This window comes from Planctomycetota bacterium (genome assembly GCA_016125255.1).
Lineage (GTDB): Bacteria > Planctomycetota > Phycisphaerae > Phycisphaerales > Zrk34 > RI-421.
Map to the genome: position 1 here is coordinate 324,143 of WGMD01000002.1, position 13,832 is coordinate 337,974.

The window sequence follows — 13,832 nt, forward strand, 5'->3', positions numbered from 1 at the left end:
TGACATGACTCGCATCACTTCTCTCAACGCCGCCCGCATCCTCGCCGCCACCGCGATCACCGCCCTCCTGAGCCTCCCGACCTTCGCAGGCATCACCCCCTCCATCGGTGCCGCCGGCGCCTTCCCCGCCGCGCCCGCTTTTAAGACTTTCGACCCCAACGTCGTGGGCACCGATGCCGAACGCACCATCACCGGCACGCGCAACATGCCCCAAACCTTCCAACTCGCCTCCGACATCACCATCGATAAGATCGACCTCCTCTTCGACGGCGGCGTCACCGGCGCCCTCGCACGCATCCAGATCTTCAGCGTCGCCGACACCAACGCAGCCAGCATCCTCACCGACTACAACAACGCCGTCACCAACGGCTTTCTCCTCGACCAGACCTTCAACATCCCGACCGTCACCTACGACCGCGCCACCTTCCAGACCCTCACCCTCGACCTCACCGGCGCCGATGAGATCACCCTCGCCGCCACCTCCGGCACCGCCGGCTACGGCATGACCTTCCTCTCGCCCGACGGCGTGGAAGTCTTCACCTGGCGCAGCAAGACCGTTAGCTCCCATGGCCCCTACGCCGGCGGCCGCTTCTATAACGACACCCCCGCCGGCGCCAACGGCTCGCCCACCCGCGATTACGCCTTCGCCCTCGAAGCCGTCGCCGTCGCCGCCGTCCCCACCCCCGCCGCGCTGCCCGCCGGCCTGGCGCTGATGAGCATGATGACGCTTCGCCGCCGGCGCTGACCGACGATTCGGGAACATCCTCCCAAGATCCCGCACATCGCGCGATCGGCCGGTAAATGCCGCCTGATCGCTTTCAACCAGGAGCCTCCGCCATGTCACGACGCGCCTTTACGCTCATCGAATTGCTCGTCGTCGTCGCCATCATCGCTCTGCTCATCGCCATCCTCCTGCCTTCCCTCGACAAGGCCCGCGCCACCGCACGCAGCGTCGTCTGCGCCTCCAACGAGCATCAGCTTTTCATGGCCTGCAACATGTACGCCACCGATTACAAGGGGACCCTTCCGCCCAATGTCATTCAGGGCTCGACGATGAGCAACCTCATCCCTCAGACATGGCACACCCGATATTTCCGCAGCGATTCGTCCGGCCTCGCCGCTCATCCATGGCAGAACCTGGGCAATCTCTACGCCGGCAACTACGTCGCCGACAACAACCATCGTCTTTTCTACTGCCCCGACACCATCCTCTTCCCCGCCGCCGACTACGAACCCTGGCCGCTGGGCCCGCGCATGCGCGTCCCCTACAACTTCAATCCCATTGTCGATCCCGCTAAAAACTTCGACCGCAAATACCCCAACCTCTTCCGCGCCGCCGGCCCCACCGCCATCTTCATGACCGATGTCCTTTCCGATCCCACCGGCGCCGACGACATGAACCACGCCAAACTCGGCCTCTTCAATGTCGCCCGCTTCGACGGCTCCGCAGGCGCCCGCCGCGACGATTTCGTCAACGCCAACCTCGGCACCCAGATGAACAACTACCCTCTCTACCTCCAGATGCTCCAAGCCTTGGCGGCCGCGTACTGACCGTTCATTGGTCCGCCCCACCGATGCACGGACGATATCCGGCGACGATCAGCGTTGTTAAAAATCGCCGCGGCGGTCCCTTGCCCCGTGACAGAGCCGTGATGGGGGACTACACTTTGCGCGCCATGAAAGACCAAAACCCCTCCACCGTCCAAGACATCGTCCCGGCACAAGGCCCCGCGCCCCTCGCCGATGATTCCCCCGCGCCCGCCGACTCCAACTGGACCGTCGCCGACGCCGCCGACCTCTATCAGCTCAATGGATGGGGCAAGGGATTCTTCGGCATCAACCAGGCCGGCCACGTCGTCGTCATGCCCACGCGCGACCCCAAGGCCAAGGTCGACCTCCACGAAGTCGTCACCGGCCTCGAAGAACGCGGCATCGGTTCGCCCGTCATCCTCGGCTTCACCGATCTGCTCGCCCAGCGCGTGCATGACATGCACGGCGCCTTCCTCAAAGCCATCAAAGACTGCGAATACAAGGGCGAGTACCGCGCCGTCTACCCCATCAAGGTCAATCAGCAGCACTACCTCGTGCAGAAAATCCGCGACTGCGGGCGCGAGTACAACTTCGGCCTCGAAGCCGGGTCCAAGCCCGAACTCCTCGCCGTCATGGGCATGACCGTCGACGAACCCGAGCGACTGATCATCTGCAACGGGTTCAAGGAAGAGCGCTACATCCGTCACATCATGCTCGCCGCCAAGCTCGGCCGGCGCATCGTGACCGTCATCGAAAACATGAGCGAACTGGAGCTGATCATTCAGCAGTCCGAGTCCTACGGCGTCCGCGCCGGCATCGGCGTCCGCGTCAATCTCTCGATGCGCGGCTCGGGCCGATGGCACAAATCCTCCGGCGAAAAAGCCAAATTCGGACTGTCCATCCCCAGCGTCCTCAAGGTCGTCGAACGCCTGCGCGAAGCCAATCGCCTCGATTGCCTTCAGCTCATTCACTGTCACATGGGCTCGCAGCTTTCGGACATCGCCGTCGTCAACGCCGGCGTCAACGAACTGACCCGCGTCTACGTCGAACTCGCCAAGCTCGGGGCCGGCCTCAAATACATCGACGTCGGCGGCGGCCTCGGCGTCGACTACGACGGTTCGCAAACCAACTGGGACTTTTCGACGAACTACACGCTCGACGAGTACGCCTCGAACGTCGTCTATCGCGTGCAGAGCGTGTGCGACGAAGCCGAGGTCCCGCATCCGACGATCGTCACGGAAGCCGGTCGGGCCATGGTGAGCCATCACAGCGTGCTGGTGTTCAACGTGCTGGGCTCCAACCGCCTCGACCAGCATGCGGTGCCGGAGGATTTCAACGTCAAGAGTCTGGGCAAACGCCCGCCGCGCGTCCTGCGCGATCTGGCGGACGCTTTCGATCGCCTCGGCCCGGCGAATCTCCTGGAATGTTTCCACGACGCCCAGCAGGCCCGCGAGGAGGCGCTGACCCTTTTCAACGTCGGCAATCTCTCCCTCGAAAACCGCGGCCTCGTCGATCGCCTCTTCTGGTCCACCTGCCTCAAAGTCCGTGACCTCGCCTCGCTGCTCGACCCTGTCCCCGAGGAACTCATCGAACTGGAGCAGAAGCTTTCGGACACGTATTTCGTCAACTTGTCCATCTTTCAGAGTCTGCCCGACTCGTGGGCCATCGATCAGATCTTCCCGATCCTGCCCATTCATCGCCTCACCGAGCAACCCCGCCGCAAGGCCACGCTCGCCGACATCACCTGTGACTCGGACGGCAAGATCGACCGCTTCGTCGACGTCCGCGATGTCCGCAACACGCTGCCGCTGCACGAAATCAAGGACGGCGAGCCCTACTACCTCGCCGCCTTCCTCGTCGGCGCCTACCAGGAAACGCTCGGCGACCTGCATAATCTCTTCGGCGACACCAACGTCGTCCACATCCGCCTCGACGAGTCCGGCGACTGGAACATCGACGAAATCGTCGAGGGCGACACCGTCCGCGAAGTGCTCACCTACCTCCAGTACGACCCCCGCGACCTGTATCAGGCCATCCGCCGCGACTGCGAACGCTGCGTCCGCACCAACCAGATGTCCGTCGCCGAAAGCCGCATCCTCCTCGGCGCCTACGAACAGGGCCTCAGCGGATACACCTACCTGGAATAATCCCGCGCCGCCACCATCATGCACGTGAATCGTGCACCGGAGGCCATCTCTCCATCCGTGGCCCATTGCCCATTCGCACCGGCGCGCCGACCCCGCGTTTTTTCGGCCTCCCCACGCACCGCCGTTCCCGCGCCAAAATCAGCGATTTTTTCGCTCATTTCCGTCCTTCAGCGCGCACCGGGCGGACCGGTGCGCACCGGCGCGGAGCCCCCTGCGCGCCCCGTGCGCGATCAAATAAGGACTTACGCAAACGCACGCGCGCGCCGGAGGCAAATTTGCCTCCCCCGTGCGCGCTCGGCGCATCACCTGTGCGCAAACTGGGAAATATCACCCAATCGCCAACACCAGCCGCGCGTTACCATGACATTCTCACATTCTTGAGAATGTGAGAATGTCGGAGAATGATAAAATGCGACCGACGCGCTACGATTGTTCGACTCTGCGGCCCGACCCGCCGGCGTCCGAGGCGACAACCATGATGCCATTCCTCAAAAAGCGTTGGGTCAGATGGTTCGCAACGGCTGCCGGACTTATCTGCATCGCCGGGCTCGTCGCCGCGTGGCATTTGCGGATCTGGAGTTGGCATGACTACCGGGTGTACCGAGCGATGGGCCGGGAATGCCCTGCGGTCTGGCGTGATTTGCATGCCGGTCGCATCGTCGCCGGTCAAAGTCTCGACGAAGTCATCGCCGCGACGCATCCCATCCGCATCGACCGCTTCGGCCCATTCGCCCAATTGGAATACCAACCCCGCACAAACTTCACGGGCGTCGCCATCACCGCCATGAACGATCGCATCGTCAGCGCCGCCGCCTACAGTTGCACATGGCAATGGACCTTCTTCGACACCCTGACCGCCGACGACCATGCCCGGCTCGACACCGATGCACGCGTCGATGCTCGTCCGGATTTTCCGTAACAGATCATCTCGACTTGTCGCCTCCAGTGCGGAGTTTCTTCTGACATGACCAAGCGGCACAACGAACGCGAAAACGTGTGGGCTGTGGTTCGGTATGACGATCAGGTCGGATCGCCGGAGGATGCTTTCACCATCAAACAAGCGCTGCACGACCAAGCTCAAGCGGAAGTTGTCCGGCTCAACGCGCTCAATGGCGACAAAGCGTGTCGATACTGGACGGTCATGACGCGCCTCTTCCCACCCGGACAATCCGCTGGACCGGCTGAATTTGATCGGTGACAATGGCGGGGTGCCACAGCGAAGTAGGATGGGTCAAGCGCAGCGGACCCATCACGCCAGACATGAAATCGTGCGATGATCAGAGACCGCTCATCAGATGTAGGGATTGCGGGAATCGCCTTGACGAGATTGAAGATACAAGTCGTTCGCGGCTCGGTTCGGCTTGCGTGGTGGGTCCGCTGCGCTTGACCCACCCTACGCGAAGGCATTCGCATCGGCCCTACAATTGGACATGGGCGATATCACCAATCCGCGCGTGTTGTGGGTGAAGTTTTTTCTGTTCGTCGGGCTGGGGGTGTTGGCGGGGGCGACGGCGCTCGTGTTGTTTGCGGATGTGCGGCTGGCGGGGCTGCTGGTGCTTTGCGTGTGGGGGTTTTGCCGGGCGTATTATTTTGCGTTTTATGTGATTGAGCATTATGTCGATGCGTCGTACAAATTCAGCGGGTTGGGGTCGTTTGTCAGGTACATGATGGGAACACGACGCGGGCCGGGGGCGTAGTATTTGGTGAGGATGCGTTCCACCTCTCCCTCCGGGAGAGGTCGGCCCGATGGGCCGGGTGAGGGTGCGCCCAATCGCAGACCGCGTCCGCAACGGAGCGCGCCTTCATTCGGGGCCACCCTCACCCCGGCCCTCTCCCGGAGGGAGAGGGAGTTTGGAGGTTGTCATGTTTTTCGCGGTGCTTATTGCGCGGATTCTTTGCGTCATGTATCTGGCGGCGGCGGTGGGTTTGTTCATGAACCGGGCGTATTTCCGGCTCATCAAGGACGATCTGTTCGCGCATCCGTCGCTGATCTATCTCGGCGGGTTCGTGTCGCTGGTGTTCGGCATGGTGATCGTCAATAAGCACAACGTCTGGGTCGCGGACTGGGTCGGGCTGGTGACGATCGTCGGCTGGCTGGCGACGCTCAAGGGCATCGTGCTGATCGCGTTCCCGCGGTCGATGCAGCGGTATGCGAACGTGGTGGCGTCGAAGGCGATGATGAAGATCGGGCCGGTGGTGCTTTTGGCGCTGGGGTTGGTGTTCGGGTATTTCGGATTCGTGTATTGAACGCGGGGGCGTCAGAGCGGATATCGTTGACGTGGAGCCCCGCATTTCTACGAGCCGCGCGCGTCAGCAAGCGGTCGAGCCCATAGCGCATCCAGTTCCTGGACCGCTCCCTCACGGTCGCGGCTCGTTGGAGAGGCGATTTGATTGATGAAGCCGCTCCCGAATCAGCGTGGGCGTCCGACGGAGCCCCACATGAACTCGCCGAATTCCTGGGCGGTGTTGGCCATGAGTCGGACGGACGAATCGTCGAAGAGGACGTTGTAGTGTTCGAAGCGTGGGCCCCAGATGAAGAGGGGTTGCAGGCCGTAGATCGCGGTGGTCGTATCGACCATGACGACGTTTTTGGTTTGCGTGGGGTTCTGGAAGGTGATGTCGGAGCCGGTGACGGAGTTGAGGGAAGGGTTGGGGTCCTGTCCCGCGCGGACGGGGCGGTAGTGCCAGGAGTAGGATCCCCAGAAGGTCGTGAAGTCCATGTTGGAGTCGGGGTCGTAGTTGGTCTCGTAGCTCAGATCGACCGAGGGGCAGAAGAAGACTTTTCCGGTGTCGAGGTAGCCCTGTTTGACGCCGTTGCGTGTGTGCAGGGCCCGGGCGGGATTGCCGGGCCGGCCGCCGGTGCTGACGGATTCCTGGGGATAGTCGGCGGAGCCGTTGGCGAAGCGCCAGAAGAATTCGACCATGGTGTTGTCGGAACGGTAGGCGAGTGCGGCGAGAGCGACCTGCCGCATGTTGGAGCTGCACGCGACAACCTGCGACAGGCCTCTGGCGCGGGAGAGCGAAGGGAGGAGGAGCGCGACGAGGGTCGTCAGGATGGCGACGACGACGAGGAGTTCGACGAGGGTAAAGGCGCGGCGGGCCGGGGGGGGAGCGGGGTGACTGAAGTCACCCCGCCTTGTGCGGACGCGCGGGGCCGGTTCGACGGGCTCACGGTAAACAAGCCCCGCCGCCAAATGCGCATGATGGAATGGTTGTTGGGTTTTCATTTGCGACGGCGGAGGGACAGCAGGGTCAGGAGCGCGAGCCCGGCGGGCATCGCGGCGGGGGTCGGAACGACGACGGCGGGGATGCCGCTGAGCGAAGCGGTGATGTTGTCCCAGTTGATGTTGGTGACGGTGCCGGTGCCACGTATGGCAAGGAGGGCGATGCGGAGGGTGCGCGTATTGGCGGGGACGGCAAGGAGTCCGCCGGCGACGGTGCCGGATACCCATGTGTTGGCGGGGGTGGTCGCCAGCCGCGCGGTCGTGGTGGAGCTGATGAGTCCGTTGGCGGCGTTGAAGAAGGAAATGGTGAGCTTGGCATCGTCGTTGGGGTCGTTGCCGTTGTACCAGAAGCCGATGTTGGTGGTGACGAGGTTGGCGTCGATGGAGGCGGCGTAGGCGGAGACGTTGATGTCCTGAAAGGCGGAGACGGAGGAGGGGCTGGAGCCGGCGCCGACGGCGAGTCGATCGGCGGTGAGGAACTGTGCGGAGCCGCCTTGGCCGGAGGTGGGGTCGATGGGGTTGAGCCCGGTTCCTGCGGTGGTGAAGTATCCGCCGGCGGTCAATGTCCAGCCGGTCGCGGCGGCGACGGGGGCGGTGTTGGCTTCGAAGCCGCTGTTGACGATGGTGAGGTTGACGGTGGCGGCCTTGGCGCCCGGTTGGAGCGTCAGGGCCAGGGCCAGCGCGGCGGCGAACATGAGGGGATGTTTCACTTGGGATTCTCCTTCGTTGAGTGAGTGGGATCGGACGCATGGGACGATTGGTCCTGGCGGGCGTCGGGATGGGTCGCGGGGACGGCATCGGGCGCGGGGCTGTGCAGGACGGCACGGACGTTGTCGAAGCTGATGTTGGTTTCGGAGAATTTGGTGCGTTTGGCGATAAGCGCGATCGCCAGACTGCGCGTGTGCGGGGGGACGGCGAGCTTTGCATCGGCCACGGATCCGGCGACCCATCGGTTCGGATCGGTTTTGGGCAGTTGGGGCGTGGTGGTCGAGCCGAGGGAGGCGCCGGCGCTGTCGAAGAATTCGACGCTGACGAAGGCGTCGTCTTCGACGGCGGGGCTGGCGTACCAGAAGGTCACGGCGACGGTCGCGCCGGCGGCATCGATGTCGGCGGCGTAGGGGGAGAGGTCGAGTCGCTGCGAAGCGGTGGTGGTGACGGGGCTGGGGTCGGCGGGGGCATGGGGTTGGAGGGCGAGTCGATTGGCGGTGAGGAAGTTTTTGGAGGGGCCCTGACCGGCGACGGGATCGACTTTGCCGAGACCGGCGCCGCGCATGGTCCAGAATCGGGAGTTCACCGCGGTGGAGCGAATGGTCCATCCGGTCGCGCCCTCGGCGGGGGCTGGGTCGGATTCGAAATCGCCATTGACGAGGGGCAGGTCGATTGCGCCGTTGAGTTCGATGATCGTGCTGTGGGAGAGGCGAATGTGTCGACCGGCGTCGAGTTGGATCGACTCGGCACCGCGGCGTTCGAGCAGCACGCGGCCGGCGGTGACTTGAATGTCATAGCCGTCGGCGTCGTGGATCGTCACATCGAAGGCGGTGCCGAGGTCGACGATGCGAGCGCCATCGGGGAGGTCGACGGTGAACCCGCGCGCTTCGGGTCGGACGTAGGCGGCGAGCCGGCCGGCGGTGAGCTTGCCGCGGTTGGGCCCGGTCATGGTGAATTCGCACGGGCCGGTCAGATCGACGACGGCGGCGGACTTGAACATGATCTGAGCGCGGCCGGTGGCGAGGCGGATCGGGGCGGTGAGTTCTTCACCAAGGGACCGCTCTGCGTCGGCGCCGGCGAACTGGGCGTCGGCTGAGACGTCGGAGAGGATGGCGAAAGACGCGGGAGCGTTGGAGCGGGGAGTGGGGAGTTCGGAGTTAGGAGTGGAAGGCAGGAAGACGAAGAACAGCGCGGCGGCGAGGGCGAAGAGTGCGGCGGCAAGGTACCAGACGCTTCGCGGCGAAGCGCCGATGCGCGTCGGCGTGAGGGAGTCGCGGTGCAGGGTGAAACCCATCGCGCGGGCGCGGGCGATGATCGGCGCTTCGGCGGCGGTGCGCCATTGGAGCATGGCGTGAAGCTGCATCATGCGGAGGTAGGCATCACGGAAGGGCTCGTCGCGGAGGAGGCGGTCGGAGAGGGCGGCGTGTGCGGCGGGGTCGAGCGTGTTCTCGAGCGCGCCTTGGAGGAGCGCTTCCAGCGGCGGGTCGTTGGGGGCGAGGGGCGAGGGGGTCATGGGGCCTCCTCGCGGTTGATTTTGCTTTCGATGCAGGCGAGCAGTTCGCGGCGGAGGCGGTAGAGCCATTGGTGGGTCGCGGCGACGGAGCGGTGGATGGCGTCGGCGATTTGCGAGACGGAGCGGCCGAGCACGTAGCGCTCATGAATCAACCGCGCGGCATTGGCGGGCAGATCGGCCAGGCACTGCGTCAGGGCGTCCTGCCGGGCGTCGGTCTGCTGCGCGAGCGCGGCGGCGCGATCGGACAGGGCGTTGAGGACGGCTTCATTGAACACGAGCCGATCGCGCCCCTGCTTCTGCCGCCAGGCGAGCAACTGAAAATGCGCGACGCGGAAGGCCCATGCGGCAAAGTCGTCGGCGGCCATCGCCTGAGCCGCCTTTTCCCAGAGGACCACGTTGGTTTCCTGAAGGATGTCGTTGGCGGCGTGGGAATCGCCGACGAGGGAGAGAATGTAGGCGTAGAGCCGGGCCTGGTGCGCGGTGAGCGTGCGGACGAATTGTGCGGTCGCCGGTTCGGACACGGGAGATCTCCAGTAGGAAGTAACGCGAGCCGATGAAAGTTAACAGGAAAAATGGAGAAAAATGACCAATGACCAAATCCCAATGACCAAGGAACGAACGGCCTGCGGCCTTCTACTTTGACATTCGTGCTTTGAACATTCCCTTGGTCATTGGTGCTTGGTCATTGGTCATTCCCGCCGGCGCGTTGCGGCGGTTTGACCGGCGGGCTGGAGCGTCTAAAATGACGGCCTGATGACCAAGGGGGTGTAGCTCAGTTGGGAGAGCGCATCCATGGCATGGATGAGGTCAGGGGTTCGAGCCCCCTCACCTCCACTTGGACGAAGCCCCGATTCGCCGAATCGGGGTTTTTTTATGCGCCGGGGCGGATAGGATGATCGCATGAGGGACGACCCCGCCAAGCCGTCGCGACCGTCGCTGGAGGACTTGAGCCAGGCGATTCTTGCGAGCTATCGCTCGGATGAGCGGATGCACCACATCGACGCCGGCCCGCTGCCGAGCCGGGCGAGGGCGATCGAACTGCTCGAAAAGCTCCGCGACCTGTTCTTCCCCGGTTACTTCTGCGATCGGCGGCTGACGGAGGCCAACATCACCGACCATGTCGCCGCCCTGCTGGCGGAGATTCGCGAGCGGCTGGAAAGTCAGATCGAACAGGCGGTGTGCTACGCCCGGAACCTCGACGCCCCGGACCGCGCCCGGTGCACGGAGCACGAGCAGGCGGAGGCCGAGGCACGGCGGATCACCGATGCGTTCCTCGCCCGCGTGCCGCATCTGCGGGCGCTGCTCGCGCTGGACGTGCAGGCGGCGTACGACGGGGACCCGGCGGCGCGCAATACGGATGAAACCATCTTCTGCTATCCCGGGCTCGATGCCGTGTTCACGCATCGCGTCGCCCATGAACTGCATCGACTGGGCGTGCCCGTTCTGCCGCGCATTCTCTCGGAGTATGTCCACAACGAAACCGGCGTCGATATCCACCCCGGCGCGACCATCGGGCACTCCTTCTTCATCGACCACGGCACCGGCGTCGTCGTCGGTGAAACCACGCTCATCGGCAACCGCGTCAAACTCTATCAAGGCGTCACGCTCGGCGCCCTGTCCGTCGAACGCGATGCCAACGGCCGACTCATCCGCGGCACCAAGCGCCATCCGACCATCGAAGATGACGTCATCATCTATGCCAACGCCATCGTGCTCGGCGGCGCGACGATCATCGGCCGCGGGTCCGTCATCGGCGGGTCCGTCTTCCTCACCAAGTCCGTCCCCCCCAATCATTACGTGACGCTCAAAAGCCCCGAACTGCGCTTCCGCTCCGCTGACACGCACCGAAGACTCGAAACGCAGGCGAACGAAAACGCGGAATGATCGAAGTGTGGAGTTGGGAGTGTGGAGTGCGGAATGTCCTTGCTGACCGCTTAACCCGCCACATAAAAATACTTCGCATAAATGATGAACCCCACGCCCGGCGTCATCAGCCCGACGAGCCAGAGGGTCCATCGCATCTCGTCAAAATCCGTCAGCAGACTCGGCAGAAAACCCATCTCGCCCCACAGCACCCATGCCACCGCCTGCGCGTACGCCAGCGTGCCGACGATCAGCACCATGCCGCCTTCCAGGAGCATGAAAAAGGCGAACGTCATGATGATGCCCATCAGCGTGATCGCCAGCCCGACCGCGCCCAGCAGCAGCGCACAAATCAGCACCACCGGCCGAAACAACCCCGGCAAATACTCCGCCGTCCACGCCAGGGCCCGCCGCCCGAAACTCACCGCCTCCGGCTCGTCGTCCTCCTCCACCACCGGCTTGTCTTCGATCCGCCCCGTCGCCATGTTCATCCCGCAATGCACACAAAGCACAAACGGCTTGTCATACTCGTGACCGCAAAATGGACAACGGTGCGTCGACATGATCACTCATCATAATCGCCGAAAGAAAGTTCACCACGGAGGCACGGAACAAGGCGTAGTGGCTTTTTGCCTTCAATGACAATTGACAAATGCCTAATGCCTAATGACAAATGCATTGGTCATTAGGCATTAGGCATTTGTCATTGGTCATATCAAACCCGGTGTCCCCCCTGGTGAACCTCGTCAGATCAAATCCGCAATGACATGATCCGCCAAGAGTAGCCCGGCCCTTGTCAGGCGAAGGCGATCGTTGGACCAGACGAGCATCCCCGCCGCGATTTGCCGGTCGATGGTTTCGAGCCGCTGGCGGGTTAGCATCGGGGCGAGCCAGCTTCGTTCGACGCCGTCGATGAGGCGAAGGCGCAACATGAGCTGTTCCCCGCGCGACGCATCATCATCGAGCCGCTCGACGTCCTGAATCGGCACGCCGCCGCCCGCGCTGTCGGCCAGATACCGCCCCAAATGCGGCGCATTCTTCCATCGCACCCCATTCAAATGCCCCGAAGCACTCGGCCCCAGCGCCAGCCAGTTCTCGTTGAGCCAGTACGCCATGTTGTGCAAACACCGCCAACTCGCGCGTTCTGCAAACCCCCCTCTCCCTCCGGGAGAGGGTTGGGGTGAGGGCGGCCCCGAAGCCGGGCGCGTTTCGTTACGTGTGCAGTCGGTGATTGGACGCACCCTCACCCGGCCCTCCGGGCCGACCTCTCCCGGAGGGAGAGGTATTTGAGAGGCCGAAACCTCCGCCCCCGCCAACTTCGCCCAGTTGGAAATCTCATACTGCTCGAACCCCGCCGCAGCCAGATCGTCGATCGTCGCTTCGTACATCGCCGCTTCCAGTTCCTCGTCCATGCGCGTAAGCCGCCCCAGTTCCAACTTCTTCGTCAACGGCGTATTCGGCTCGTACATCAGCGAATAGCACGAAAGATGCCGCGGCCCCAGTGCGATCGCGCGCGCCAAATCCTCGCGCCATTCGCCGAGCGTCTGCCCGGGGATGGCGAAGATCAGGTCCAGGTTCAGATTGTCGATCCCCGCCGCCCGGGCCAGCGACATCGCCCGCTCGACGTTCGCCGGGTCGTGCCAGCGTTCGAGGGTTTTCAAATGGGCCATATTAAAGGACTGACACCCGATGCTCATGCGGTTCACCCCCCCGCTCACCAGCACGTCCAACAGCTCCGGCGTGACGGTTTCGGGGTTGGCTTCGACCGTGAACTCCTTGATCCCCGACAGGTCAAATGTTTCCTGGAACCCGGCCAGAAGGCGCTGCCAGAGGTCGGGGCGGAGCAGCGTGGGCGTGCCCCCGCCGACGAAGATCGTCACCGGTCGGACGGCGATGTCGCGAGCCAGTGCGGCGGCTTCTTGGAGCATGCGGTCGACGAAGCGGGCCTGCCGGTCGGCGTCATCGACGATGGAGTAGAAATCGCAATAATGGCACTTGTGGAAACAGAACGGCACGTGTACATACAATCCCGCGATCTTTCGGGGCATCACGAACTTGACGAGCGCCGCCGACGTGCCGATACCTTGAAGCACGCCGGTCGATTCGTTATGATGAACCGGGTTCTGGACTGTCGTTTTCAAGGGTAAGGTACTGTCCATGCAAGCATCTTTGGTGATGTTCAAAGCCGACGGGGAGCGTCGCGATTTCCCGCTCAACAAGCCCGTGATCGTGATCGGCCGCAAACACACCTGTGATCTGCGGATTCCGCTTGGGATCGTATCGCGCGAGCATTGTCAGGTCGAGGTGACCGAGGACGAACTGGTCGTGCGCGATCTGGGCTCCTCCAACGGCACGTACCATAATTCCGAACGCGTGCAGGAAGCGAAGCTCGGGGCGGGCGATACGCTCGTGATCGGGCCGGTGCATTTCACGGTCGTCGTCGACGGCCAGCCCGCCGACATCGCCGAGCCCGTCAAGACGGTCCTGCCCGAAGGCGCGGCCGAGGTCGAGGCCGCGGCGGCGGACGAGGAGCCCGTGTCCAAGGCGGCGTCGGGTTCGCAGTTCGGCGTGGAAATCCCCGCCGAGGATATCGCGGCGGAAGTGCTCGACGAGCCGATCGAAGACGAGGTCCATCCGACCGTCGAGATCGAGGAAGTCGAGGACGACGATCCGATCGCCGCCCTCGAAGCGCTGGCGGCGATGGACTCCGGGCCTTCCGATGACCCCGAGGACGCCCTGTCCATGCTGCATACCGAAGATGAGGATGACACCATCCCCAACTTCTTCGAAGACGAGAAAGACTGATCAAGCCCGTCGTCGCGCTTGATGCATACCATACAAGCTCGC

At 63.5% G+C, this 13,832-nt stretch carries 13 protein-coding genes, 1 tRNA gene and 1 pseudogene; 10 read left to right on the forward strand and 5 right to left on the reverse strand.

Annotation, left to right across the window (positions count from 1 at the left end; all coding sequences use genetic code 11):
• Positions 1 to 4 precede the first annotated feature (4 nt).
• From GC162_02455 to GC162_02485, 7 genes and pseudogenes are all read left to right on the forward strand, one after another.
• Entirely contained in the window at positions 5 to 745 is a 741-nt protein-coding gene (locus GC162_02455) for a hypothetical protein (protein ID MBI1367496.1), read from the forward strand.
• Positions 746 to 837: 92 nt separating this feature from the next.
• A pseudogene (locus GC162_02460) lies at positions 838 to 918 on the forward strand (prepilin-type N-terminal cleavage/methylation domain-containing protein).
• A gap of 758 nt (positions 919 to 1,676) precedes the next feature.
• Entirely contained in the window at positions 1,677 to 3,677 is a 2,001-nt protein-coding gene (gene speA, locus GC162_02465; protein MBI1367497.1) for a biosynthetic arginine decarboxylase, read from the forward strand.
• 475 nt (positions 3,678 to 4,152) lie between these two features.
• Positions 4,153 to 4,596, forward strand: coding sequence for a hypothetical protein (locus GC162_02470; protein MBI1367498.1), 444 nt, complete (start codon positions 4,153 to 4,155; stop codon positions 4,594 to 4,596).
• A 45-nt stretch (positions 4,597 to 4,641) separates the two neighbouring features.
• Positions 4,642 to 4,875, forward strand: coding sequence for a hypothetical protein (locus GC162_02475; protein ID MBI1367499.1), 234 nt, complete (start codon positions 4,642 to 4,644; stop codon positions 4,873 to 4,875).
• A 232-nt stretch (positions 4,876 to 5,107) separates the two neighbouring features.
• Entirely contained in the window at positions 5,108 to 5,374 is a 267-nt protein-coding gene (locus GC162_02480) for a hypothetical protein (GenBank protein MBI1367500.1), read from the forward strand.
• Positions 5,375 to 5,540: 166 nt separating this feature from the next.
• Positions 5,541 to 5,924: a hypothetical protein gene (locus GC162_02485; protein MBI1367501.1), complete on the forward strand. Its 384-nt coding sequence runs from the start codon at positions 5,541 to 5,543 to the stop codon at positions 5,922 to 5,924.
• A gap of 164 nt (positions 5,925 to 6,088) precedes the next feature.
• On the opposite strand, the gene GC162_02490 is transcribed toward GC162_02485, so the two are convergent.
• The 3 genes from GC162_02490 to GC162_02500 all read right to left on the reverse strand — a co-directional run bounded on the left by GC162_02490 (position 6,089) and on the right by GC162_02500 (position 9,643).
• Positions 6,089 to 7,129: a prepilin-type N-terminal cleavage/methylation domain-containing protein gene (locus tag GC162_02490; protein ID MBI1367502.1), complete on the reverse strand. Its 1,041-nt coding sequence runs from the start codon at positions 7,127 to 7,129 to the stop codon at positions 6,089 to 6,091.
• 478 nt (positions 7,130 to 7,607) lie between these two features.
• Entirely contained in the window at positions 7,608 to 9,122 is a 1,515-nt protein-coding gene (locus GC162_02495) for a hypothetical protein (GenBank protein ID MBI1367503.1), read from the reverse strand.
• The gene (locus GC162_02500) at positions 9,119 to 9,643 is read right to left on the reverse strand and encodes a sigma-70 family RNA polymerase sigma factor (protein MBI1367504.1); all 525 of its coding nucleotides are present in this window, start codon (positions 9,641 to 9,643) and stop codon (positions 9,119 to 9,121) included. The genes GC162_02495 and GC162_02500 overlap by 4 nt, the downstream gene beginning before the upstream one ends.
• Before the next feature lie 240 nt (positions 9,644 to 9,883).
• Between GC162_02500 and GC162_02505 the strand changes: the two genes are divergently transcribed.
• A tRNA-Ala gene (locus GC162_02505) sits at positions 9,884 to 9,956 on the forward strand.
• A gap of 66 nt (positions 9,957 to 10,022) precedes the next feature.
• Positions 10,023 to 11,006 (forward strand): serine acetyltransferase, encoded by a 984-nt coding sequence (locus tag GC162_02510; protein MBI1367505.1) that lies wholly within the window; start codon positions 10,023 to 10,025, stop codon positions 11,004 to 11,006.
• Positions 11,007 to 11,056: 50 nt separating this feature from the next.
• Here GC162_02510 and GC162_02515 read toward each other — a convergent pair whose 3' ends face one another.
• Positions 11,057 to 11,548 carry a hypothetical protein gene (locus GC162_02515; protein ID MBI1367506.1) on the reverse strand — a complete coding sequence of 164 codons (492 nt, stop codon included), beginning with the start codon at positions 11,546 to 11,548 and terminating at the stop codon, positions 11,057 to 11,059.
• Positions 11,549 to 11,731: 183 nt separating this feature from the next.
• On the reverse strand, positions 11,732 to 13,144 hold the full coding sequence (gene hemW, locus GC162_02520) for a radical SAM family heme chaperone HemW (protein ID MBI1367507.1): 1,413 nt from the start codon (positions 13,142 to 13,144) through the stop codon (positions 11,732 to 11,734).
• On the opposite strand from hemW, the gene GC162_02525 reads away from it, so the two are divergent.
• Positions 13,143 to 13,790: an FHA domain-containing protein gene (locus GC162_02525; protein MBI1367508.1), complete on the forward strand. Its 648-nt coding sequence runs from the start codon at positions 13,143 to 13,145 to the stop codon at positions 13,788 to 13,790. The genes hemW and GC162_02525 overlap by 2 nt on opposite strands.
• Positions 13,791 to 13,832 lie beyond the last annotated feature (42 nt).

What these genes read in the sequence shown, in the direction of transcription:
- GC162_02455 (MBI1367496.1), top strand. Translation starts at nt 5, where the DNA reads ATGACTCGCATCACTTCTCTCAACGCCGCCCGCATCCTCGCCGCCACC.
- speA (MBI1367497.1), top strand. Translation starts at nt 1,677, where the DNA reads ATGAAAGACCAAAACCCCTCCACCGTCCAAGACATCGTCCCGGCACAA.
- GC162_02470 (MBI1367498.1), top strand. Translation starts at nt 4,153, where the DNA reads ATGATGCCATTCCTCAAAAAGCGTTGGGTCAGATGGTTCGCAACGGCT.
- GC162_02475 (MBI1367499.1), top strand. Translation starts at nt 4,642, where the DNA reads ATGACCAAGCGGCACAACGAACGCGAAAACGTGTGGGCTGTGGTTCGG.
- GC162_02480 (MBI1367500.1), top strand. Translation starts at nt 5,108, where the DNA reads ATGGGCGATATCACCAATCCGCGCGTGTTGTGGGTGAAGTTTTTTCTG.
- GC162_02485 (MBI1367501.1), top strand. Translation starts at nt 5,541, where the DNA reads ATGTTTTTCGCGGTGCTTATTGCGCGGATTCTTTGCGTCATGTATCTG.
- GC162_02490 (MBI1367502.1), bottom strand. Translation starts at nt 7,129, where the DNA reads ATGGGTATCCGGCACCGTCGCCGGCGGACTCCTTGCCGTCCCCGCCAA.
- GC162_02495 (MBI1367503.1), bottom strand. Translation starts at nt 9,122, where the DNA reads ATGACCCCCTCGCCCCTCGCCCCCAACGACCCGCCGCTGGAAGCGCTC.
- GC162_02510 (MBI1367505.1), top strand. Translation starts at nt 10,023, where the DNA reads ATGAGGGACGACCCCGCCAAGCCGTCGCGACCGTCGCTGGAGGACTTG.
- GC162_02515 (MBI1367506.1), bottom strand. Translation starts at nt 11,548, where the DNA reads ATGTCGACGCACCGTTGTCCATTTTGCGGTCACGAGTATGACAAGCCG.
- GC162_02525 (MBI1367508.1), top strand. Translation starts at nt 13,143, where the DNA reads ATGCAAGCATCTTTGGTGATGTTCAAAGCCGACGGGGAGCGTCGCGAT.
- hemW (MBI1367507.1), bottom strand. Translation starts at nt 13,144, where the DNA reads ATGGACAGTACCTTACCCTTGAAAACGACAGTCCAGAACCCGGTTCAT.